Here is a 23376-nt window from a genome sequence, read left to right on the forward strand (position 1 = left end):
AGAGCCGGGTCCGCGCCGAGTCTATGTGCGCCGAGCGGACCGTGAGCGGAACTGTCCACAGCCCCCGGCTGCAGCACGGAGAGGCGACGCAGCGCCCGTGCGTCAACGCATCAGCGCGTCAACGCGTCGACGCCGACCGCACCCGACCCCGGCTCGCGATGACCGCGATGAGCCGTTCGAGGGCGAACACCGGGTCGCGTTCGGCGCCCTTCACCGCGGCATCGGCGGCGGCCAACGCCTCGATCGCGCGGCCGAGCCCCTCATCGTCCCATCCGGCGAGATCGCGCCGCGCGCGGTCGACCTGCCACGGCGCCATACCGAGACTCGACGCCAGCTGACCCGAGCCGCCGCGCGGCGCCCCCGCGACCTTGGCCATCTGGCGCACCTTCGCCGCGAACGCGCCCACGATCGGCACCGGGTCGGCACCGCTCTCGAGGGCGTGCCGCAGAGCGACGAGCGCTGCCCCGTGCCGGCCGGCGATTGCGGCGTCGGCGACCGCGAACGCGGTGGTCTCGACGCGTCCGCCGTAGTACCGCGCGACGGTGCGCTCGTCGATGTCGCCGGGAGCGTCGGCGAGCAGCTGACGGCACGCCGCCGCGAGCTCGGCGAGATCGTCGCTGAAGGCGCCGACCAGGTCGCGCAACGCACCCGGCGTGATGCGCCGGCCCGCCGCGCGGAACTCGTCGTGCACGAAGTCTTGCTTCTCGGCGTCTTTCTTGAGCTCGGCGCACACGATCTCGACCCCGCCGCCGGTACCCGCGCGGATCGCGTCGAGCAGCTTCTTGCCCCGCACACCGCCGCGGTGCCGCAGCACGAGCGTCGTATCGGACGCGGTCTGCTCGAGGTAGCCGAGCGCGTCGAGGAGGAAGTCGTCGCTCGCGTGCTCGACGCCCGAGACCCGGATGAGCCGGGACTCGCCGAACAGCGACGGGCTCGCGAGGGTCAGCAGTTCGCCGCGCGGGTAACCGGCCGCGTCGAGGTCGCTCACCTCGAGGGCGGGGTCTTCGGTGCGCAGGAACTCGCGCAGCATCGAGATCGCGCGGTCGGCCAGCACGTCTTCGGGGCCCGACACCAGCACCACGGGTGCCGGACGAACGGCGTTCCACCCGAGCTGCGGGATCGCCGTCTTGGTCTTCGTCGCGCTGGGGCGAGCCGCCACCGTGCCTCCCGTGCCTCGCGTTCTGCCGCTCCCAGTGTACGGTCGGCCTCCGACGTCGCTTCGCCCCGCTCGGTCCACAGTCGGATGTCTCGGCGCTCGTCGATCGTGAGCACCGACGTGCCGTCGCGGTCGGTGCGGACGACGGCGATGCCGGCATCCGCGAGCAGGTCGACGGTCTTGGCCGTCGGATGCCCGTAGCCGTTGTCGGCGCCGACGCCGATCAACCCGACGCGTGCGCCCAGCGAGCGGTAGAGCTCGGGGTACTGGTCGGCCGACCCGTGGTGCGCGACCTTCACGACGTCGACCGGCGGCAGGTCTGCGGTCCGCGACATCCGCCGCTGCGCGTCCTCGCCGAGGTCGCCGAGGAAGAGCGCACGGAACCCGGGCGCATCGAGCTGGATCACCACGCTCGCATCGTTGCCCGGCGGCTCGTCGGGCTCGGGCCACCGCACGGTCCAGCGGTCGTCGCCGAGCCGGCCCGACCGGCCCGCGACGACCTCGACCGACTCGGCACCGCCGGCGACGAGCGGCCCGAGCACGCGCGACGATCGCCCACCGTCGAGCGGGCCGTGCAGCACCGTGCCGACTCGGCCGTCGACGGCCTCGAACCCGCCGACGTGGTCGGTATCCCAGTGGGTCAGTACGAGCAGGTCGATGTGCCCGATGCCGAGCCGGCCGAGGCACGTCGACAGGGCGGCGGGGTCGGGGCCCGTGTCGATGAGTGCCACCGCCCCCGCCGAGCGCACCAGCATCGCGTCGCCCTGGCCGACGTCGCACGCGGCGAACTGCCAGTCGCCCGGCATCGACCATGATCGCAGCGTCGGCGCGCCCGCGGTCACGCCGACCGGGATCGCGACGAGTACCGCGAGTGCACCCGCGCCGAACGCGGTGGCCCAGCCTCGTCGACGGCGCACCAGCACCAGCCACAGCGTGAGCCCCGTGATCGCGGCCAGCAGCAGCGCCCCGATCGCATCGGGAAGCCAGGGCAGTCGGGCGCCCGGCAACGCGGCGACGCCGCGCGCCACCGCGGCGATCCAGGACGCGGGCAGCCACGCGACCTGCAGCAGGGCGGTGCCGACGCCGGGCAGGACGGGCAGCACGAGGCATCCGATCATGCCGATCACCGTGCCGATCGGCGCGGCCGGATCCGCGAGCAGGTTCGCGACCACTCCGTGCACCGCGATGCCCGGGTCGAGCAGGATCAGGATCGGCTGGCATGCGAGCTGGGCGGCCATCGGCACGGCGAGCACGTCGGCGATGCGTCGGGGCATGACCCGCGCCAGCGCGCCGCCGAGCGGGCGCGAGAGCAGCAGCAGGCCGGCGGTCGCACTCGCCGACAGCGCGAATCCGTAGTCGCGCGCCATCCAGGGGTCTGCGGCGAGCAGGATCACGACTGCGCCCGACAGCGCCGCGACGCCCCCGCCCGGGCGCCCCGACGCGCGGGCGAGGAGCACGACGACAGCCATCGCGGTGGCGCGCACCACGCTCGACTCGGGTGTCACGAGCGCGACGAACGCGCCCAGCGCGAGCAGGGCGACCACGATGCGCCATCGAGTCGCGAGTCCCGCGGCGGCCGCGATGGCGAACGCCGCGGCGGTCACGATCGCGCAGTTCGCGCCCGATACGGCGGTGAGGTGGCTGAGTGAAGACGCCTTCATCGCGGCGTCGAGATCATCGCTCACGGCGGCGGTGTCACCGATCGCCAGCCCCGGCACGAGGGCGCCGCCGTCGCCGGGCAGATCGGCAGCGGCGTCGCGGAACGCCGCCCGAAGCGACGCCGCCCAGGCGAGCCACGGCGGTGGCGATGCGACGTCGAGGTCGTCCCCCACCGCGCGCAACCGGAACGCGGTGCCCTCCTCGGCGGGCTGCGCCTCGACCCGCGCACGGAATCCGATCCGGGCGCCGAACGCGAGCCGTTCGTCGTCGGCGAGCACCGCGCTCACCGTCACCGCGGCGACCGCCCTGCCGTCGACCGCGATCGCGCGACCGTCGATGACGACGTCGACGACCCGCCCCTCGCCGGAGTCGTCGTCGACCGCCCACGGTGGGGCGGACTTCGACGCGCGCGGCGCCCGCACGAGTTCGACGACGACATCGACCGTGCGGTGGGCCACGGCCGCCTCGGCGAGGGGCGAATCGAGCCGAACCCCGATGCCCAGGGCCGCGGCGTGGAACGCCAGCGCCGCGGCGGCGGTCGCGACCGCGACGGCGGGCACGGCGCCGACGAAGCCGCGGCGACCGCCCCGATCCGTTCGACCGGCGGCGGTCTCCGCCGGCGCCCGCCGCGGCGCGCGCCCGAGTCCGGCCGCACCGATGGCCACCGCGCCGGCCACGAGCACGCCGGTGACGACCCATGCCGCCACGGTGACCGCGACCACGACCGCGCGCCCGGCCGACGAGGCGACCAGCGGCGCCGTCCAGGCGGCCGCCCACGCGACGAGCGCGGGCCACGCCAATCGCAGGTCAGGAGTGCGCACGGCACCTCACAGCGTCACGAGGTCGACGAGGCCGGCGAAGGTGGCGTCCCCGATGCCGGTGACCTCACGCAACTGGTCGACGCTCGTGAACGGGCCGTTCGCCTCACGGAAGTCGATGATGCGTTGGGCCAACGCCGGCCCGATCCGCGGAAGAGTGTCGAGGTCGGTCATCGTCGCCGAGTTCAACGAGACCAGCCCGCCCGCGGCCGCGCCGCCGCCGGCACCGAACGTCCCGCCGCCCGACGACGCTGCCGCCGGCGGCGGCACCTCGCCCTGCGCGGGCACCCGCAGCTGTTCGCCGTCGGCGACCGGGCGAGCGAGGTTCACGCCGGCCGGGTCGGCGGCCTCGGTCAACCCGCCCGCGGCGGCGATCGCGTCGACGACCCGCGAGCCCGGTGCGAGTTCGACCAGGCCGGGGGTAGCGACCGCGCCCAGCACGTGCACGAGCAGGGGCGGCGCGTCGACGGCGCCGACCGCGGCGGAGGTCGCGACATCCGCGTCGCCGCCGAACCCGGCACCCTCGGCGGCGCCGGACCCGGCTGCGATGACCCCGCGTTCTCCGCCGCCCGATGTGGCGGCCGACAGCACCGCCGCGACCGCCACCGCGGCGACGAACAGCACGACCGACGCACCGATCGCGACCCGCGCGCGGGGACCGGCGCGACGGGCGCTCGCGTCCAGCCGGTCGAGGGGGTCCAGCCGGTCGAGGGGGTCCAGCCGGTCGAGGGGGTCGTCGGGGTCGTCCGCACGCATGCGGGCAGGCTAGAAGCCCGCTCGCCTCAGCTCGGCGCACCCGATCACGGGTGGGCGAACCACGTATCGAGCGCCCTCCTGTCGAGGAGTGCTCGGGCGAGCGACGCTACCGCCGCGTGGCGATGTTGACCAGCTTCGGCGCACGCACGATGACGTTCGCGATCTCGCGCTCACCGACCGCGCGGGCAACCGCCGCCGACCCGCGGGCGAGCGACTCGAGTTCGTCGGTCGAGATCTTCGGCGACACCTCGAGCCGATCGCGCACCTTGCCGTCGACCTGCACGATCGCGGTGACCTGCTCGGCGACCAGCAACGCCGAGTCGGCCTTGCGCCACGGCACGAGGGCCACCGGGGTGTCGTAGCCGAGCCGCTGCCACATGTCGGCCGCGGTGTACGGTGCGAACAGGTCGAGCACCATCGCGGTGACCTCGGCCGCCTCGCGCACCGCCGCGTCGCCCGCGCCGGGCCCCTGGTCGATCGTCTTGCGGGTCGCGTTCACGAGCTCCATGAGCCGCGCCACGACCACATTGAACTTGAACGACTCGATCAGCCCCGGGGCATCCGCCAGCAGTCGGTGCGTGACGCGCCGAAGCGCACGATCGCCCGTCTTCCACTCCACCTGCGGGCTCGAAGTGACCTCCCCCGCGATGCGCCACGCGCGCGCGAGGAACTTCGCCGAACCCACCGGCGAGACATCCGCCCAGTCGATGTCGTCTTCAGGCGGGCCCGCGAACGCGAGCGTGACGCGCAGCGCGTCGGTGCCGTGCTGGTTCAGTTCGGCGGCGAATTCGACGAGGTTGCCCTTCGACTTCGACATCTTCGACCCGTCCATGAGCACCATGCCCTGGTTGAGCAGCGAGGTGAACGGCTCGGTGAAGCTGAGATACCCGAGGTCGAACAGCACCTTCGTCACGAACCGCGAGTACAGCAGGTGCAGAATCGCATGCTCGACCCCGCCGACGTACTGGTCGACGGGCGCCCACTTCTCGGCCTCGACCGGGTCGAACGCCCGGGTTTCGTCGTTCGCGTTCAGGTACCGCAGGTAGTACCACGAGCTGTCGACGAAGGTGTCCATCGTGTCCGAGTCGCGCTTGGCCGCGCCGCCGCACGTCGGGCAGGAGACGTTGACCCAGTCCTCGGCTGCGCCGAGCGGGCTCGATCCCTTGGGGGCGAGATCGAGGCCCTTGGCCTCGGGGAGGCGCACCGGCAGGTCGGCCTCGGGCACCGGCACCTCGCCGCAGTCGGGGCAGTGGATGATCGGAATCGGCGTGCCCCAGAACCGCTGCCGCGAGATCAGCCAGTCGCGCAGGCGGTAGTTCTTGGCGGCACGGCCCGTGCCGCGCTCGGCGAGAACCTCGATCGCCCGGTGGATCGCGCGCGACTTCGAGAGCCCGTCGAGCGGACCCGAGTTGATCAGCCGGCCCTCGCCCGTGAGCGCGGTGCCCGTCGACGCCGGATCGAGCGGCGGCAGGTCGTCGGGCAGCACCGGGTTGCCCTCGTCGTCGGTCGGGATGACCGGGATGACGCCGGTGACCGGCTGGTTCACGTCGACAACGACGCGCACCGGCAGGCCGAACGCTCGGGCGAAGTCGAGGTCGCGCTGGTCGTGCGCGGGCACCGCCATGATCGCGCCGTGACCGTAGTCGGCGAGCACGTAATCGCTCGCCCAGATCGGCAGCCGCTCGCCGTTCAGCGGGTTGATCGCGTAGCGCTCGAGGAACACGCCCGTCTTCGGCTTGTCGGTCGCGAGGCGCTCGATATCGGTCTCGGCACCCACCTCGGCCAGGTAGTCGGCGAAGCGGCGCTGCACCTCGTCGGACGCTCCGCCGGCCAGCTCGGCCGCCAGCGGCGAGTCGACCGCGACGACCATGAAGGTCGCGCCGTACAGCGTGTCGGGGCGGGTCGTGAACACGGTCACCCGCTCATCGCGCCCCTCGATCTCGAAGTCGACGTCGGCACCCGACGAGCGGCCGATCCAGTTGCGCTGCATCGACAGCACCTTCTGCGGCCAGGCGCCCTCGAGCTGGTTCAGGTCGTCGACGAGCCGGTCGGCGTAGTCGGTCACCCGGAAGTACCACTGCGTCAGGTCCTTCTTCACGACGACCGCGCCGCAGCGCTCGCAGTGCCCGTCGATGACCTGCTCGTTGGCGAGCACGGTCTGATCGACCGGGCACCAGTTGACCTTGCCGTCCTTGCGGTACGCGATGCCCTGCTCGTAGAGCTTCAGGAACAGCCACTGGTTCCACCGGTAGTACTCGGGGTCCGAGGTGTGCAGCTCGCGCGACCAGTCGAACGAGGGCGCGTACCGGCGGAACGACGCCTTCTGCTGCGCGATGTTGGTGTAGGTCCACTCGCGGGGGTCGGCGCCGCGCTTGATCGCGGCGTTCTCGGCGGGCAGGCCGAACGAGTCCCAGCCGATCGGGTGCAGCACGTCGAAGCCCTGGTGTCGCCAGTACCGCGCCGAGACGTCACCGAACCCGAACGCCTCGGCGTGCCCCATGTGCAGGTCGCCGGAGGGGTACGGGAACATGTCGAGCACGTACTTGCGCGGGCGGGTGTCGCCCGGGCGCCCGGAACGGAACAGCTCCTGCTCCTCCCACACCGGGAGCCACTTCGCCTCGAGGGCGGCGAAATCGTAGGTGCCGGCATCGGCGGTCTGGGCGGGGTCGTGCTCGGTGGCCACGTGACTCACAATCGGTTCGAAGCTCGGATTCGCGGAATCCGCGCGCGCGAAGAGGGCGCGCGCACACCCGACCAGCCTATTCGATCGCCGCTGATCGTCGCCCGAGCAGGGCTTGGAGCAGTGCGCGGGCCTTGATGCGCGTCTCCTCGACCTCATCGTCGGCGACCGACAGCGCGGTGATGCCGCCGCCCGTGCCGATGCTCGCGCCGTCGGGGGTCGCGACGATCGAGCGGATCACCATCGCGAGATCTGCGGATCCGTCGACCGACAGGCTCCCGAACGCGCCCGAGTAGATCCCGCGCGGCCCCTCCTCGAGCGAGTGCAGGATCGTCATCGCGCTGTGCTTAGGCGCCCCGGTCATCGAGCCGGCCGGGAATGCGGCGACGACCGCATCGAGCGCCGTCGCCCCGGGTCGCAGCCGCGCCGTCACGGTCGACACCAGCTGATGCACCTGGGGGTACTCCTCGACGACGTGCAGCTCGGGCACCGACACGGTGCCGAGCTCGGCGATACGGCCGAGGTCGTTGCGCATGAGGTCGACGATCATCAGGTTCTCGGCCCGCTCCTTGTCGCTTGCGAGCAGTTCGGCGCGCAGCGCCAGATCGGATGCCTCGTCGTACCCGCGCGGGCGGGTGCCCTTCATCGGCCGGGTCGTGACGAGCCCGGATCGGTCGACGAGCAGGAACTGCTCGGGCGAGGCCGACAGCAGCGCGACGTCGTCGAAGCGCACGAATCCGCCGTGGTGCGCGGGGCTCAGGCGGCGCAACCGCAGGTACACCGAGAGCGCATCGGCCGGAGCATCCAAGTCGATGCGGTTGGTGAGGCAGAGCTGGTAGGCGTCGCCCCGCGTGATCGCGGTGCGGCACGCCTCGATGCGCGCAGCGTACGCGTCGGGCGCGTGGCGCCAGCGGATCGCGGATGGGCTCACGGGCGCGTTCGGCTCGACCTGCGCGGAAGCCTCGGATGTCTCACCCGGTTCGGATGCCTCGGATGCCTCCGGCGCGGGCGCCGCCCCGTCGAGACGTTCGGCGACGTCGTCGGCCCACGCGTCGGCGTCGGCTCCGTCGAGCCACTCGAGCTCGACCTCGCGACGCGCGTGGTCGAACACGATCGCCCGGTCGGCGAAGAGGAACGCCGCATCGGGAACCGCGGTCGCCGCAACCGGCACACCGAGCCTGGCCGCACCCCACTCGTACCCGAACCAGCCGAGCCAGCCGAGCACGCTCGACCCCTCGTCGTCGCGCTGTGCGGCACGCTCGTCGAGGCGCGAGCGCAGCGTGTCGATGAGGTCGTCCCCGTCGGTCGCGTCCGCGACGACGAACGCCGACTCGTCGTGCCCGACTGCGATCGCACTCCGACCCGACGTGGCATCCGGTCCGGCGTCGAGCCACACCGCTCGGCTCGCGCGCGCCCCGAGGAGCCGGAACGCGATCTCGGGGTCGACCCACGCGTCGAGACGACGGATGCGGACCTGCTGCGGCATCCCTTCAGCGTACGGGGCGAGCGGCACGCGAGCCCGGCGCGGCCGGCGCAGTGCGACCGGCGTCGATCTCGACCACCCGATCGATGATCGACGGATCGACGTCGACGTGACTGATGAGCAGCACCGATCGGCCGTCGCGCGCCGCCGCCCGCATCAGCTCGTCGAGCACCGCCGCGGCCTGCGCGGCGTCGACGTTCGCGGTCGGCTCGTCGAGCACGAGCACGGGGAACTCCGCGAGCAGTGCCCGAGCGAGCGCGATGCGCTGCGCCTGACCGCCCGATACGAGGGCACCGCGTTCGCCCACGGGTGCGTCGAGCCCGCCGCGCTCGCGCGCCCAGTCGGCGAGACCGACCTGTCCGAGCACGGCGAGGAGTTCGTCGTCGGAGGCCGTGTCACGTGCGAACAGGAGGTTCTGTCTCAGGTCCTCGTCGAAGATCCACGGGCGCTGCTCGACGAGACCGATACGTCTGCGCACCCGGGCCGGATCGAGCTCGGCCGCCTCGACGCCGTCGATGCGATACGAGCCCGTGCCCGCGAGGAACCGCACGAGCACGTGCGCCAGCGTGGTCTTGCCCGCTCCCGACGCGCCGCGCAGCAGCACGCGCTCCCCCGGCGCGAGATCGAGGTCGACGTGCGAAAGCGCGGCGCCCGCCGCGATGCCGTTCACCGCGGGCCACGCGGCGCCGACGCCACGCAGCCGAATGGTCGGCGGCCGCACCCCGCCTGTGCCGGGCGCCGCCGGGTCCATCTCGTCGGGCGTCGCGCCGGCCGGCGCCTCCGACGCCGCGATCATCGCCGACAGTTCGGGCGGCACCACCGCCGGCACCGCCTCGGCCACGCGCCGCGCGCTCGCCCCGGCCTGACGTGCAGCGGCCACGGCGACCGGCACGGCTGCGGCCACCTCCGCGATCGCGAGCGGCACGAGCGCGAGCACGGCGAACGCCGGACCGGTGATGCGGCCGTCCGCGAGCACCGGGGCGCCGGCCGCCGCGCTGGCCGCGGCCGCGATGCCGGCGATGGCGGCCATCACGGCGGCCGCTCCCCCGGCCGCCAGCGACCTGCGTCGCGCGGTGCGGGCGAGCCGCTCGCCGAACTCGTCGATCCGGCGCGCACTCGAGTCGGCCGCGTCGAACGCGACGAGCACGTCGATCGCCTGGAGGTGGTCGACGATCGCCGCCTGCAGTCGCCCGCGCAGCGGTGCGAGCTCGCGCTCGGCCCGGCGCGCCGCCACGCGCTGCAGGGCCAGGGCCGCGGCGACGCCGACCACGAGGCATCCGGCCAGTGCCGCACCCGACGCCGGCGCGATGAGCCACACGCCTGCGATCGCGAGCACGAGCACCACGCCGGCGCTCACGAGCGGCTGCACGACGCGCAGCGCGACCATCTGCAGGTCGTCGACGTCGCCGACGAACCGGGCGAGCAGGTCGCCGCGGCGGGTCGCCGCGAGTCCGTCGGGCGCGAACGGCAGCAACCGCTCGTAGACGCCCGACCGAATCGCCGCGAGCTGGCGGAAGGATGCGTCGTGCCCGGCGATGCGCTCGAGATAGCGAAAACTCGCGCGCCCCAGCGCGAACGCCCGCACCCCGACGACTGCGACCGAAAGGTAGAGGATCGGCGGCTGCTCGGCAGCGCGCACGATGAGCCAGGCCGAGCAGGCGAGCAGGGCGACGCTCGACGCCGCCGACAGGACGCCGAGCAGGATCGCGGGCAGCAGTCGACGCACCGGCGGTACGGCCTGCCGCAGCACGGCGCGGGTGGTCGGCTCAGACATGCGCCGCCTCCAGTTCGACGACGCGATCGGCCGCAGCAGCGAGTGCCGGCCGGTGCGTGGCGACGAGCACCGCGTGCCCCTTGGCGGTCAGTTCGCGCAGCGAGGCCGCGAGGTGCGCTTCCCGCTCGACGTCGAGGGCCGAGGTCGGTTCGTCGAGCACGAGCAGCGCCGTGTCCCTGACGAGCAGACGGTGCACCGCTCGGGCGGTCGCGATGCGCTGCGCCTGCCCGCCCGACACCCCGCTGCCGCCGGGCCCGAGCTCGACCGAGGCGTCGAGTTCGACGCCCGCGAGTCGCAGCGACCGCTCGAGCACCCATTCGTCGGCCGCTTCGTCGCCGAGCCGCACGTTGTCGGCGATGGTGCCCGCGAGCAGCGTCGGCGACTGCCCGGCCCACGCGAGTCGGGCGCGCACATCGTCGGGGCGGGTCGCACCGTCGAGGCCGATGCGGCCCTCGAACACCACCGCGCCGAGCAGGGCCGCGATGAGCGACGACTTGCCGACGCCCGACGGACCCGTCACGGCCACGAACTCGCCCGGCCGCACGTTCAGCGTGAGCCCGTCGACCACGGTCCGATCGCCGCGCCGCACCACGAGGTCGGCGACGGTCAGCCCGAGATCGACCGGCAGGATGCGCCGGCTCGACGGCGTGGCATCCGTCGTGCCTGCCGCAGCGCGGTCGAGCCGATCGCGCGCGGCGCCCCAACCGGCGCGGCGCCCGCCTGCGGCTTCCGGCGCGGCCGGATCGGCCGCCGTCTCGAGCACCTCGAATGCGTCCTGCGAGGCCTCGACCCCCGCGGCCGACGAGTGGAACGCGGCCCCGACGTTGCGCAGCGGCAGGAACACCTCGGGCGCGAGCACGAGCACGAACAGGCCGGGCAGCAGCGTCACCTCGCCCGACACCAGCCGCAGGCCGACGGTCACCGCGACCAGCGCGACCGAGAGGCTCGCCGCGAGCTCGAGCGTGAACCCCGAGAGGAACGTCACGCCGAGCACCCGCATCGTGCGTCGCCGATAGTCGTCGGTCACCGCGCGGATCCGCTGCGCCTGGCGCGCCGCACGCCCGTACAGCACGAGCGTCGAGAGCCCGCCCAGCACCTCGAGGAACGCTCGCGAGAGCGAGGCGAGGCCCTCCCATTGGCGGCGTTGCACCTGCTGGGTGGCCATGCCGATGAGCGCCATGAACACGGGGATGAGCGGCAGCACGATGGTGAGGATGAGGCCCGACAGCGGGTCGGCCAGCCACGCCGCGACCAGGAACACCGGCGTCGCGACCGCGGTGAGCACGAGCTGCGGCAGGTACGCGCCGAAGTAGTCGTCGAGTGCGTCGAGCCCGGGGCCGAGCAGGGTCGTGAGCCGGGCGGTCGAGGCGTTCCGGATGCCGCCGGGCCGGCGCCCGACCGCGGCGAGAAGCTCCGAACGCAGCTCGCCCTTCACCCGCAGCGCGGCCGACGACGAGGTCGCCTCCCAGCCCCAGGCGGCCAGCGCGCGAACGCACGCGGCCCCGGCGAGCATCAGGAGCCAACCGGACGCCTCGCCCGACGCGTCGCCCGCGACCAGCACCGCGACCGTGCTCGCGAGCGCCCAGGCGAACGCGACCGTGGCCGCGGCCTGCACCACGGCCAGCCCCGCGCCGCCGACGAGGAACCACCGCGTGCCGCGGGTGCGGCGCACGAGCCGGGGGTCGAGCGGTTTCACGTCTGCGTCCTCTCGGATCGGATGAGCGGTTCGGGCGGGCTCAGTGCGCCGGCGCCGTCTCGATCGCTTCGCGAGTGACGCGCTTGCGGAACACCCAGTACGTCCACGCCTGGTAGGCCAGCACGAGTGGCAGCGCGATGAGGGCCACCCAGCTCATCACGGTCAGCGTGTATTCGCTGCTCGAGGCGTTGGAGATCGTGAGGCTGTTGGCCGGATCGTTCGACGCGGGCATCACGTCGGGGAACAGCGCCGAGAACAGCGCCAGCACCGCGGTGGCGACGGTGAGTGCGAGGAACGTGAACGCGACGCCCTCGGCCTTGCGCGCGTTCGCGAGCCAGCCGGCGATGAGCGCGAGCGCTGCGACAGCCGCGAAGACCCAGAACCAGAGGGTGCCGAATGCGAGCCCGGTCCAGACCAGGAACGTCGCCGCGACGACGATCGTGACGACGCCCGACCGCGCGGCCAGCCGCTGGGCGCGCTCACGCAGCTCGCCGACCGTCTTCAACGACACGAACACCGCGCCGTGCGTGAAGAACAGCAGCAGGGTCGTGAGGCCGCCGGTGAGCGCGTACGGGTTCAGCAGGTCGATGAGCGTGCCGGTGTAGTTGTGGTCGGCGTCGAGCGGCACGCCCTGCACGATGTTCGCGAACGCGACGCCCCAGAGCAGCGCGGGCACGGCGCTGCCGACGACGATCATGCCGTCGAACCAGCGCTTCCACTCGGGGTGCGCTCCCTTCTGGCGGTACTCGAACGACACGCCGCGGGCGATGAGCGCGAGCAGGATGAGCAGCAGCGCCAGGTAGAACCCGCTGAAGAGCGTCGCATACCACTCGGGGAAGGCGGCGAACAGGGATGCCCCGGCGACGATGACCCACGTCTCGTTGAGGTCCCAGACGGGGCCGATGGTGTTGATGAGCACGCGGCGGTCGGTGTCGTCCTTGCCGAGGAAGGGCAGCGACATTCCGACGCCGAAGTCGAACCCGTCGAGCACGAAGTACCCGACGAACAGGAACGCGACGATCCAGAACCAGAGCACTGCGAGATCCATGTGCTGTTCCTCCTAGTACACCGTGGTGGCGGGTTCGACCCGGCCGGTCTCGGGATCGGGCTCGCCCACGTCGGGCGGGCCCGTGCGCACGGCCTTGATGATGAGCCCGAACTCCACGACCGCGAGCGCGCCGTAGACGAGCGTGAAGGCGACGAGCGAGATGAGCACGTCGAGGCCGGTGACGTTCGGCGAGACCGCCGACTCGGTCCACAGCAGGCTGAAGACGATCCATGGCTGGCGGCCCATTTCGGTGAAGATCCAGCCGACGGTCATCGCCGCGAGCGACAGCGGGAAGCTCCAGACCGCGATCTTCCACACCCACTGCTGCGTCGGCATGCGGCCCTTGCGGGTGAGCCAGAGGCCGACGACGGCGACGAGCACGTGCGCGAGGCCCAGGCCGATCATCCACCGGAACGCCCAGTAGGTGACCCAGAGAATGGGCGCGTAGTCGCCGGGACCGAAGGCCTCGGTGTACTGGGCCTGCAGGTCGTTGATGCCCTCGACGCAGCCGTCGAGGCTGTGCGTCGACAGCAGCGAGAGCAGGTAGGGGATGCGGATCGAGAACAGTTCGGATGACCCGTCGGGGGTGCCGAGCGTGAAGATCGAGAACGAGGCATCCGCCCCGCAGACCGTGTCGAACGTCGCCTCGGCCGCGGCCATCTTCATCGGCTGGGTGGCCACCATCGCGAGGCTGAGCTGATCGCCGAAAAGCGTGGTCAGCGCGCCCGAGACGACCATGCCCCAGAGGCCGAACTTCAGGGCCGGACGCATGGTGTCGAGGTGCTGGTTGCGGGCGAGGTGCCACGCAGCCGCGCTGATGATGAGACCCGACGACACCATGAAGGACGCCGCGATGGTGTGCGGGAACGCCGCGACGGCGACGGGGTTGGTCAGCACCGCCCCGATGTCGACGAGTTCGGCGCGCTCGTTCACCTCGTTGAGCTCGTAGCCGACGGGGTTCTGCATGAACGCGTTGGCGGCGATGATGAAGTACGCCGAGATGATGCTGCCGATCGCGGTGCACCAGATGGTCGCGAGATGGATGCCGCGGGGCAGCTTGTCCCATCCGAAGATCCACAGCCCGATGAAGGTCGCCTCGAAGAAGAACGCGAGCAGGCCCTCGAGCGCGAGCGGCGCGCCGAACACGTCGCCGACGAACCGCGAGTACTCCGACCAGTTCATGCCGAACTGGAACTCCTGCACGATGCCGGTGACCACGCCCATCGCGAAATTGATGAGGAAGATGTTGCCGAGGAACCGGGTGATCTTCAGGTACTCGACCTTGCCGGTGCGGAACCACGCCGTCTGGAAGATCGCGGTCGTGGTCGCGAGGCCGATCGTGATCGGCACGAACAGGAAGTGGTAGACGGTGGTGAGCCCGAACTGCCATCTCGCGAGGAGCAGTGGGTCGAGCAGGTCGTTCACGTGGTTCCCTCCGGATTCCGCCGTGGTGCGGTCGAACCGCAATTTCTACACACCGTAGAACATACAGCCGATCGAGGGTACCCTTGGACCATGGCGAATCTCGGCGAACTCGAGCGAGCGGTCATGGAACAGCTCTGGGCCTCCGGCACCGCCCTCACGGCGAACGACATCCGCGACCGCATCACGGTGCTCGACACGGGCGACGGCCGCGCGCCCGCGACCACGACCGTGCTCACCGTGCTCTCACGCCTCGAGCGCAAGGGCTTCGTCACTCGTTCGCGCGACGCCCGCCCGCACCGCTACCAGGCGCTGCTCAGCCGCGAAGACCACACCGCCGAACTCATGCACGAGGTGCTCGATCGCGCGAGCGACCGCGACGCCGCGCTCGCGCGGTTCCTCACCACCTCCTCCCGCCAGGAGGCGGCGACACTGCGCCGGCTGCTCGACGAGATGGTGCGCGGCTGAGGTGATCGCCTGGGCGCTGGCACTCGGCGTGCTCGCGGTCGCGCTCGCGTGGCCCGTGCCCGTCACGCTGTCGGCCGCGCACTGGCCCGCCGCGCGCCCGGCCGTCGCGCTCGCCCTCTGGCAGCTCATCGCCCTCGCCGGCGGACTCTCGATGATCGGCAGCCTGCTGCTGCTCGGATCGGCGCCGGCCGGGTCGATCGTCGGCGCCGCCGAAGCCCTGCTGCCCCACTTCTTCGACGGCGACCTGCCGCCGGGCTTCGGGGTGGCGCATCTGGCGGCGCTCACCCTCGCGGTGGGCCTCGCCGTGCACCTCTCGCTCAACCTCGGGCTCACCGTCGCCCGCGCCGAACGCGAACGTCGGCGCCAGCACCACCTCATCGCCGTGCTCAGCGACCCGCTGCCCGATTCGCCGCAGACCCGGGTGCTTCCCCATCCGGTTCCGCTCGCCTACTGCGTGCCCGGTGTCCGCACGGCGACCGTGCTCACCGATGGGCTCGTATCCGCCCTCGACGACCGCGAGCTCGCCGCGGTCGTCGCCCACGAGCGCTCGCACCTCGACCAGCTCCACCACCTCGTCCTGGTCGCCTTCCGCGCCTGGCACAGTGCGCTGCCCTGGTTCCCGATCGCGAACCGAGCTGAGCGCAGCGTGACGCTGCTCACCGAGATGCTCGCCGACGACGGTGCGATCCGCGAGGTCGGCGCAGACCCGCTGCGTCGGGCGCTCGCCCGGCTCGGCACCGCCGGCGAGCCCGGCGCCTATGCCGACTCGGGCGGCGTCGCCCCCGACGCGATGATGCTCGAGGCACGCCTGGCCCGCCTCGTCCCGGCGGATCCTCAGGCAGACCCCCGGGACATCCGCCCGCACGCCGCCTAGGCTCGGGGGCGTGAACGACGTCCTCGATTGGATCCTGCAGACCGTGCAGGGAGTCGACCCCCTGCTTCGAACCCTGCTGGCCGGCGTCGGAGTCATGCTCGAGACCTCGATCCTCATCGGGCTCATCGTGCCCGGCGACACGATCGTGCTCGTGGCCTCCACGGCGATCGAGAATCCCGTGCAGTACGTCGCGCTCGTCGTGGCGGTCATCGCGGGCGCCCTCGCGGGCGAGTCGATCGGCTTCGCGATCGGACGGTGGTTCGGGCTGCACCTGGTGCGTTCCCGGCTCGGTCGGCGCATCGGCGAGGCGCAGTGGACGCGGGCGCAACGGTACGTCGACCGGCGCGGCGGCCCGGCCGTCTTCCTCTCGCGATTCCTTCCCGTGCTGCACTCGCTCGTGCCGCTCGTGGTCGGCATGAGCGCGATGCGCTACCGCCGGTTCATCGCCTGGACGCTGCCGGCCTGCGTCATCTGGGCGTTCGCCTACGCGACGGTCGGATGGCTCGCCGCCGACAGCTACCGCGAGCTCAGCCGCGAGCTGCACTGGGCGGGGTACATCTTCGTCGCGGTCATCGCGCTCTTCCTCGTCGTCGTCTGGCTGGCCAAGCGCGTCATCGTGCGCCTCGAGGCGCGGCATTTCGAGGCGGATGCCACGGGGGCGGACGCGGGCGCTACGGATGCCACCGCGGCATCGACGGCCGAGGGGCCGGACGCCGTGGCATCCGACCCCTCTGACACTCCCGAGACTGAAGCTCCCGAAGCGGGGACTTCCGAGCGGAACCCGGGCGCCCGCTCCTAGACGAGCCCCTTCGATGCGAGCCACTCGGCCGCGATGTCGTCGGCGTTGCGCTGCTGGTTCACGCTCTGGTCGTTCAACGCCACCAGGTCGGCGGCGGTGAGCGCCGCGCTCACCTCGTTGATGATGTCGGCGATCTCGTCGGTGATCTTGTCGCTCACGAGCGGCACGACGTTCGACGCGAGGAACAGGCCCTTCGGGTCGTCGAGGGTGACCAGGTCGTTGGTCTTGATGTTCGGGTCGGCGCTGTAGATGTTCACGAGCTGCACCTGGTCGTCGACCAGCGCCTTGACCGTGAGCGCACCGCCCGAGTCCTCGATCGCGGTGAATCCGACCTCGACGCCGTAGACCTCCTTGAGCCCGGCCGGGCCGTAGGGTCGGGTTTCGAGCTCGGCGTTGCCACCGAGCGTCAGCGGCGTCGAGACGCCCGCGAGGTCTTCGAGGCTCGTCACGCCGTTCGCGTCGCTGAACGCCTGGGTGACGTTGTACGAGTCCTGGTCGGTCGCGGGCGACTGGTCGAGCACGCGCAGCCCGTCGGGCAGTGCGTCCTGCAGCGCCGCGAACACGTCGTCGCTCGTGCGCGCCTCGGTGTCGGGCTCGTAGAACTGCAGCAGGTTGCCCGTGTACTCGGGGAACAGGTCGATCTCGCCGGCCTCGATCTCGGGCAGGTAGACCTCGCGCTGACCGATCTGGAACTGCCGGTCGACGGTGAAGCCGTTCGCCTCGAGCGCCTGCGCATAGATCTCGGCGATGATCTCGTTCGAGTAGTAGGCCTGCGAGCCGATGACGATCGTCTCGGACGATGCCTCGGTCTCGGTGCCGGATCCTTCGTCGAGCGGATCGCTCGTGGCACACCCTGCCAGGGCTACTACCGCCCCGACCGCGACCGCCGCCAGGGCGACGTGCCGGCCTCTTCCAGCTGTGAACATGTTGCTTCCCTTCGGTGTTGGGCTCAGCCCATGGCCGCGCGCGCCCGAGCCGGACGTGCGCGGAGGTTCGTGGTGGTGCGACCGACGCGAACGCCCTCGGGCACCACGAGTCGTTGGACGATCGCGAAGACGCCGTCGAGCACGAGCGCCAGCGCGATGATGAGGATCGACACGCCGAGCATGGCCGGGTAGTCGCGGGTCTTGAGCGCCACGAACAGCGTGGAGCCGAGACCGCCGCCGCCGACGTAGGCCGCGAGGGTCGCCGTGGCGATCACCTGCAGCACCGCGGCCCGCACGCCGCCGATGATCGTGGGCAGGGCGAGCGGCGACTCGACGCGCAGCACGATCTGGGGCTCGGTCATACCCACCGCTCGTGCCGCGTCGACCGTCCGACGGTCGACCGCGCCGATGCCCGCGTACGCGCCGGCGAGCACCGAGGGCAGGGCGAGCACGACCAGCGCGATGAACGGCGCGACCGGACCGATGCCGATCGCGAGGCCGATGAGCGTGAGCAGGCCGAGGGTGGGCAGGGCGCGCAGGCCCCCCGAGGTGAGCACGGCCACCTCGCGCCCCCGGCCCGTGTGGCCCACGAGCGCGCCGATCGGCAGTGCGATCACGCACGCCGCCACGACGACGGCGAGGCTGAACACGACGTGATAGCCGAGTTGCGCGCCGAGACCCGAGGGGCCCACCCAGTTGTCGGGTTCGAACAGCCACGCGAACGCGTCGAGGATCAGGTTCACGCGATCGCCTCCACGTTCGCCAGCCGCGACGGACGGCGACCGCGCCGCTCGAGCTTCGTCCACGGCATGAGCAGGCGCCCGGCGACGACCGCGACGAGGTCGAGCACGAACGCGAGCGCGACCGTCGCGACGATGCCGGTGGTGATCTCGAGCGGGATGTTGCGCTGGAACCCGTCGGTGAACAGGCTGCCGAGACTGGGGATGCCGAGCACCGCGCTCACGGTCACGAGGCTGACCGTGCTGACGATGACCACCCGGAGCCCGGCGAGCAACGCCGGACCCGCGAGCGGCAGCTCGACCGCGAAGAACCGCCCGAACGACGAGTACCCGACCGCGGTCGCCGACATGCGGATGTCGCGATCCACGTCGGCGAAGCCGTCGGCCGCCGACCGCACCATGAGCGCAACGCCGTACAACGTCATCGCCACGACCACGTTCACGGGCGACCGCAGCTGCGTGCCGATGAGCGCGGGCAGGGCGATGAACAGCGGCAGCGACGGGATCGCGTACAGGATGCCGCACACGCTGAGCAGCACCGCACGACTCCAGCGGAATCGCCACGCCACCCAGCCGATCGGGATCGAGAGCACGAAGCTCAGTATGATCGCGGGCACCGACAACCCCAGGTGCACGAGCGCCAGCTCGCCGACCCGGTCGAGGTTCGACCAGAGCCAGGTCACGAGGCGAGCACTCCCGCCGGGCGACCGTCGGCATCGACGACGACCTGCCGACCGTCGACCTGCGTGACGCGCAGCGCCCGCTCGGCGCGATCGGCGCCGATGAACCCCGCGACGAACTCGTCGGCCGGGCTCGCGATGATCTCGGCCGGCGTGCCCCGCTGCACGATCTCACCGCGCTCGCGCAGGATCACGATCTGGTCGCCCAGGCGGAACGCCTCGTCGATGTCGTGCGTGACGAACAGCACGGTCTTGCCGAGCTCGCGCTGCAGACGCAGCAGTTCGTCCTGCAGCTCGGTGCGCACGATCGGGTCGACCGCACCGAACGGCTCGTCCATGAGCAGGATATTCGGGTCGACCGCCAGCCCGCGTGCGACGCCCACGCGCTGCTGCTGCCCGCCAGAGAGCTGCGAGGGGTACTTGTCGGCGAGCGAGCGGTCGAGCCCGACGGTGTCCATGAGCTCGAGTGCCTTGGCCCGCGCGTCTCGGCGGCGCTCGCCGCGCAGCACCGGGACCGTGGCGATGTTGTCGACCACCCGGCGGTGGGGCAGCAGCCCCGAGTTCTGCATCACGTAGCCGATCGACCGGCGCAGCTTCACGGGATCGACGGTCGAGACATCCGTGCCGTCGATGCGCACCTCGCCTGCGGTCGGATCAACCATGCGATTGACCATCCGCAGCAGCGTCGTCTTGCCCGAGCCCGAGGAGCCGACGAGCACGGTCGTGCGGTGCGGCGGCACGACGAGATCGACATCCGCGACGGCGACCGTGCCGTCGGGATACTGCTTGGTGACGCTGCGGAACTCGATCATGCCGCCCCGTTTCCGCGGGCCGGCATTCGCGCCCCGCCTCACCCAGCCAAACACCATTCGAGACGGCAGGCAAACGACTTGACGCCGTGCGACGAAGGTGTCGCGGCGGCGTTCGGGAGTCGCTCAGGCCGCGTTCGAGGCGATGAGGCGCCCCGCGAGGTGCGGTTCGAGGTAGTCGCGCACGATGCGCTTGGCCTCGTCGAGGTAGCGCGGGTCGCCGTCGAGGTCGCGGGTGAACGCACGGTTGATGAGCGCGCCCCCGAGCTCCAGCGCGACGCCCAGGCGGAAGCGCAGTTCGGCGCTGTCGGATGCCTCGCCGAACTCGGCCTCGATCACCGACGCCATGCGCGCGGCGATCTCGGGCTCGCCGTCTTCGGCGAGGTCGCGGTCGCCGCGGTGGATCACCGAGAACCCGGGCTCTTCGCGGTGCAGGTCGGTGCACGCGTCGAGCGCCGTCTCGACCACTCGCCACCAGTCGTCGGTGCTCACCGAAGCGAGCCGTTCGGCGATCCGCAGCCGGAAGCGCTCGACCGACCGCTCACGCAACGCGTGCAGCACGGCGACGCGGTCGGGGAAGTAGCGGTACACGGTGCCGATCGACGCGCCCGCTCGCTCGGCCACCATCTGCGTGGTGAGCCGTTCGAAGCCGATCTCGTCGGTGATCTCGGCAGCAGCGTCGAGCAGCGCGTCGAGCCGCTGGCTGCTGCGGCGCTGCGTCGGCTCCGTGCGCACGGTGCGCCGACGCCCGTGGTCGGCCCCCAGAATCAGGTCGATGTGCGGCACGGAACCTCCCTCATGTTCGCCGGACTACTCTACCCGGGGCCGCGGGGCCCGAAGACCAGCCGGTGAACCGCCCTGGCCACCCGCGCCATCCGGTTCGCCCCGCGAGATCATGACGGGCCGGAGGTCATGACAGACTGAGAGGATGCCGGTCGACACCCCGCCCCCGGCCGGTCCTCACGCGCGCATGGCCCGGCACCGCGCCGCGCGCCTCGAGGACTGGATCCACGACGTCCGCGAGCGGTGGGCGCGCCGGCGCGGGCATCTGCCGACGGTGATTCCCTACACCGGCTACGGCTCGACCGAGTGGGTGCGGGTGTTCTGCCGCGTGCTGCTGTCCAAGCCGAAGCCGTCGGTCGCGGGCTCCGCTCGCCGACTGCAGCAGGGCATCCGCGGCTGGCGCAGCTTCACGAGCGTGCCCGTCGGCGACGTGCCCGTGTCGATCGAGGTCGGCGGATCGCGCATCGAGGTCCTGGCCGACCGCGGCGGTGTGGTCGACACGAGGGTGCCCGTCCGCCTCGAGCCCGGCTGGCACACCGCGACCCTGCACACCGAGGGCGCCGAGCCGGTCGAGGCCCCGATCACGGTCGTCGCGCCCGAGACCCGCTTCGGCATCATCTCCGACGTCGACGACACGGTCATGGTCACCGCACTGCCCCGGCCGCTCGTCGCCGCGTGGAACACCTTCGTGCTCGACGAGCACGCGCGCATCCCGACGCCGGGCATGGCGGTGCTGTACGAGCGGATCGTGCGCGCGAACCCCGGGATCCCCGTGATCTACCTCTCGACCGGGGCCTGGAACGTCGCGCCGACGCTCAGCCGGTTCCTGTCCCGCAACCTCTACCCCGCCGGGCCCCTGCTGCTCACCGACTGGGGCCCGACGCATGATCGCTGGTTCCGCAGCGGACGCGAGCATAAAGACGAGAACCTGCGCCGGCTCGCCGAGGAGTTCCCCGACATCAAGTGGCTGCTCATCGGCGACGATGGCCAGCACGATGAGGAGCACTACGCGCGCTTCGCGACGGAGCACCCCGATCGCGTCGCGGCGGTCGCGATCCGGCGGCTCTCCACCGGCGAGGCGGTGCTCGCCGGCGGCCGCTCCAAGACCGACGGGCACGAGTCGGATGTCCCGTGGGTGTCGGCGAGCGACGGCTCGCGCCTGGCCGATCAGCTCGCCGAGGTCGGCGTCCCGATCGCCTGAGCGGGTCGTCGAGCCCGATCAGGTCGCCGGCAGCCGACCGTCAGCTCGGCAACACCGCCGCGCGCGCCTGCCGGAATCGCAGCAGGCCGCGGTTGACCTGCCGAGCCCACAGCGGACCGCGATAGATGAACGCCGAGTACCCCTGCACGAGTGTGGCTCCGGCGTCGAGCCGGTCCTGCACATCGGCCGCGGTCTCGACGCCGCCCACCGAGATCACGCACAGCTCGGCCGGAACCTGCTCGCGCACGATGCGCAGCACCTCGAGCGACCTCGCTGCGAGGGGCGCACCCGACAGCCCGCCGGCGCCGATCCGCTCGACCTCGGCCGCGGGGGTCTTCAGGCCGTCGCGCGAGATGGTCGTGTTCGTAGCGATGATGCCGTCGAGACCGAGCGAGACCGCGAGCGCGCAGATGCGCCGGACCTCGTCGTCGGTGAGGTCGGGTGCGATCTTCACGAGCAGCGGTGTGTCGCCGGCCGCGCCGCGGACGGTGCGCAGCAGCGGCTCGAGTGCGTCGAGCTCCTGCAGGCCGCGAAGGCCCGGCGTGTTCGGCGAGCTGACGTTGACGGCGAGGTAGTCGGCATGGGGCGCGAGCACCCGCGCGCTGCGCTCGTAGTCGGCCGCCGCTTCATCGACCGGGGTGACCCGGCTCTTTCCGATGTTGACGCCCAGCACCGGCCGGTGCGTGCGACGGGCCAGCCGCGAGAGGCGGCCGGCCGCGGCATCCGCACCGCCGTTGTTGAAGCCCATCCGGTTGACCAGCGCGCGATCGGCGATGAGCCGGAACAGACGCGGACGGTCGTTGCCCGGCTGCGCGATCGCGGTGAGGGTGCCCACCTCGACGTGGCCGAATCCGAGGTTGCCGAGGCCCCGCACGGCGAAGCCGTCTTTGTCGAACCCGGCTGCCACGCCGAACGGCGACGGGAAGCGCAGCCCGAGCGCCTCCACCGCGAGCGACGGATCGGGGCGTGTGACGCGCTCGACGAGTCGCCCGAACCCGAGCGTCGGGAGCAGGCGGATGACCCGGAACGCGAGGTGATGCGCGTTCTCTGGGTCCATACGGGAGAAGACCAGCGAGAAGAGGAGTCGATACATGCCGCGTTCAGGCTACCCGAGCGCGCTCACTCGACCGGTCGGGCCGGGAGCCTGCCGTGTTCGGCGCGCAGCTGGCCGATCGCCGACTCGAAGTCGTCGAGCGAGTCGAACGCCTGGTAGACGCTCGCGAACCGCAGATAGGCGACCTCGTCGAGCTCGCGCAACGGAGGCAGCACGGCGAGGCCGATGTCGTTCGCGTCGATCTGCGACGCACCCGTCGAGCGGATCGTCTCCTCGACCTTCTGCGCGAGCACGGCGAGGTCGCTGTCGGTGACGGGGCGGCCCTGACACGCCTTGCGCACGCCGAGCACCACCTTCTCGCGGCTGAACGGCTCGACCACTCCCGAGCGCTTGATCACCGACAGGCTCGCGGTCTCGGTCGTCGAGAACCGCCGGCCGCACTCGGGGCATTGGCGCCGGCGACGGATCGAGAGGCCGTCGTCACTCGTGCGCGAGTCGATCACCCGCGAATCGGGGTGGCGGCAGAACGGACAGTACATGGCGTCTCCAG

20 protein-coding genes are annotated in these 23376 nt (G+C 72.0%); 4 read left to right on the forward strand and 16 right to left on the reverse strand.

Annotated elements, in window-relative coordinates; translation table 11 throughout:
* Window positions 1-118: 118 nt before the first annotated feature.
* From holA to FLP10_RS01120, 9 genes are all read right to left on the reverse strand, one after another.
* On the reverse strand, window positions 119-1072 hold the full coding sequence (gene holA / locus FLP10_RS01075; RefSeq protein ID WP_168209056.1) for a DNA polymerase III subunit delta: 954 nt from the start codon (window positions 1070-1072) through the stop codon (window positions 119-121).
* Window positions 985-3636 (reverse strand): ComEC/Rec2 family competence protein, encoded by a 2652-nt coding sequence (locus FLP10_RS17345; protein ID WP_168209071.1) that lies wholly within the window; start codon window positions 3634-3636, stop codon window positions 985-987. The genes holA and FLP10_RS17345 overlap by 88 nt, the downstream gene beginning before the upstream one ends.
* Before the next feature lie 6 nt (window positions 3637-3642).
* Window positions 3643-4389, reverse strand: coding sequence for a ComEA family DNA-binding protein (locus FLP10_RS01090; RefSeq protein WP_149159185.1), 747 nt, complete (start codon window positions 4387-4389; stop codon window positions 3643-3645).
* Between the two features lie 106 nt (window positions 4390-4495).
* Window positions 4496-7072, reverse strand: coding sequence for a leucine--tRNA ligase (gene leuS, locus FLP10_RS01095; protein WP_246150100.1), 2577 nt, complete (start codon window positions 7070-7072; stop codon window positions 4496-4498).
* Between the two features lie 76 nt (window positions 7073-7148).
* The gene (gene pabB, locus FLP10_RS01100; protein ID WP_149159187.1) at window positions 7149-8555 is read right to left on the reverse strand and encodes an aminodeoxychorismate synthase component I; all 1407 of its coding nucleotides are present in this window, start codon (window positions 8553-8555) and stop codon (window positions 7149-7151) included.
* Between the two features lie 4 nt (window positions 8556-8559).
* Window positions 8560-10326: a thiol reductant ABC exporter subunit CydC gene (cydC, locus tag FLP10_RS01105; RefSeq protein ID WP_149159188.1), complete on the reverse strand. Its 1767-nt coding sequence runs from the start codon at window positions 10324-10326 to the stop codon at window positions 8560-8562.
* A complete protein-coding gene (gene cydD / locus FLP10_RS01110) occupies window positions 10319-12022 on the reverse strand; it encodes a thiol reductant ABC exporter subunit CydD (protein WP_149159189.1) in 1704 nt (567 codons plus the stop codon). Before cydD ends, cydC begins: the two co-directional genes overlap by 8 nt.
* A gap of 40 nt (window positions 12023-12062) precedes the next feature.
* Complete coding sequence (cydB, locus tag FLP10_RS01115) at window positions 12063-13070, reverse strand: cytochrome d ubiquinol oxidase subunit II (protein ID WP_149159190.1); 1008 nt, start codon at window positions 13068-13070, stop codon at window positions 12063-12065.
* Window positions 13071-13082: 12 nt separating this feature from the next.
* Window positions 13083-14495: a cytochrome ubiquinol oxidase subunit I gene (locus tag FLP10_RS01120; protein ID WP_149159191.1), complete on the reverse strand. Its 1413-nt coding sequence runs from the start codon at window positions 14493-14495 to the stop codon at window positions 13083-13085.
* A 90-nt stretch (window positions 14496-14585) separates the two neighbouring features.
* Between FLP10_RS01120 and FLP10_RS01125 the strand changes: the two genes are divergently transcribed.
* Genes FLP10_RS01125 through FLP10_RS01135 form a run of 3 tightly spaced genes read left to right on the forward strand, consistent with a single transcriptional unit; the run spans window position 14586 to window position 16633 of the window.
* Window positions 14586-14960, forward strand: a complete 375-nt coding sequence (locus FLP10_RS01125) for a BlaI/MecI/CopY family transcriptional regulator (RefSeq protein ID WP_149159192.1) — start codon at window positions 14586-14588, stop codon at window positions 14958-14960.
* A 1-nt stretch (window position 14961) separates the two neighbouring features.
* Window positions 14962-15834 carry a M56 family metallopeptidase gene (locus tag FLP10_RS01130; protein ID WP_149159193.1) on the forward strand — a complete coding sequence of 291 codons (873 nt, stop codon included), beginning with the start codon at window positions 14962-14964 and terminating at the stop codon, window positions 15832-15834.
* Between the two features lie 10 nt (window positions 15835-15844).
* Window positions 15845-16633: a DedA family protein gene (locus FLP10_RS01135; protein ID WP_149159194.1), complete on the forward strand. Its 789-nt coding sequence runs from the start codon at window positions 15845-15847 to the stop codon at window positions 16631-16633.
* Here FLP10_RS01135 and FLP10_RS01140 read toward each other — a convergent pair.
* The 5 genes from FLP10_RS01140 to FLP10_RS01160 form a co-directional block, all read right to left on the reverse strand.
* Window positions 16630-17559, reverse strand: a complete 930-nt coding sequence (locus tag FLP10_RS01140; RefSeq protein WP_149159195.1) for an ABC transporter substrate-binding protein — start codon at window positions 17557-17559, stop codon at window positions 16630-16632. The two genes, FLP10_RS01135 and FLP10_RS01140, sit on opposite strands and share 4 nt — an antisense overlap.
* 23 nt (window positions 17560-17582) lie before the next feature.
* Window positions 17583-18302 (reverse strand): ABC transporter permease, encoded by a 720-nt coding sequence (locus tag FLP10_RS01145; RefSeq protein ID WP_149159196.1) that lies wholly within the window; start codon window positions 18300-18302, stop codon window positions 17583-17585.
* On the reverse strand, window positions 18299-18982 hold the full coding sequence (locus FLP10_RS01150) for an ABC transporter permease (protein ID WP_149159197.1): 684 nt from the start codon (window positions 18980-18982) through the stop codon (window positions 18299-18301). The genes FLP10_RS01145 and FLP10_RS01150 overlap by 4 nt, the downstream gene beginning before the upstream one ends.
* Window positions 18979-19791: an ABC transporter ATP-binding protein gene (locus FLP10_RS01155; protein WP_149159198.1), complete on the reverse strand. Its 813-nt coding sequence runs from the start codon at window positions 19789-19791 to the stop codon at window positions 18979-18981. Before FLP10_RS01155 ends, FLP10_RS01150 begins: the two co-directional genes overlap by 4 nt.
* Window positions 19792-19914: 123 nt before the next feature.
* A complete protein-coding gene (locus FLP10_RS01160; protein ID WP_149159199.1) occupies window positions 19915-20574 on the reverse strand; it encodes a TetR/AcrR family transcriptional regulator in 660 nt (219 codons plus the stop codon).
* A 142-nt stretch (window positions 20575-20716) separates the two neighbouring features.
* Here FLP10_RS01160 and FLP10_RS01165 point away from each other — a divergent pair, with 142 nt between their 5' ends.
* Window positions 20717-21772 (forward strand): App1 family protein phosphatidate phosphatase, encoded by a 1056-nt coding sequence (locus FLP10_RS01165; protein WP_149159200.1) that lies wholly within the window; start codon window positions 20717-20719, stop codon window positions 21770-21772.
* Window positions 21773-21812: 40 nt separating this feature from the next.
* On the opposite strand, the gene FLP10_RS01170 is transcribed toward FLP10_RS01165, so the two are convergent.
* A complete protein-coding gene (locus FLP10_RS01170) occupies window positions 21813-22865 on the reverse strand; it encodes a quinone-dependent dihydroorotate dehydrogenase (protein ID WP_149159201.1) in 1053 nt (350 codons plus the stop codon).
* A gap of 26 nt (window positions 22866-22891) precedes the next feature.
* Window positions 22892-23365, reverse strand: a complete 474-nt coding sequence (nrdR, locus tag FLP10_RS01175; protein ID WP_149159202.1) for a transcriptional regulator NrdR — start codon at window positions 23363-23365, stop codon at window positions 22892-22894.
* Window positions 23366-23376 lie beyond the last annotated feature (11 nt).

Origin of the sequence: Agromyces intestinalis (assembly GCF_008365295.1) — a bacterium.
Taxonomy (GTDB): domain Bacteria; phylum Actinomycetota; class Actinomycetes; order Actinomycetales; family Microbacteriaceae; genus Agromyces; species Agromyces intestinalis.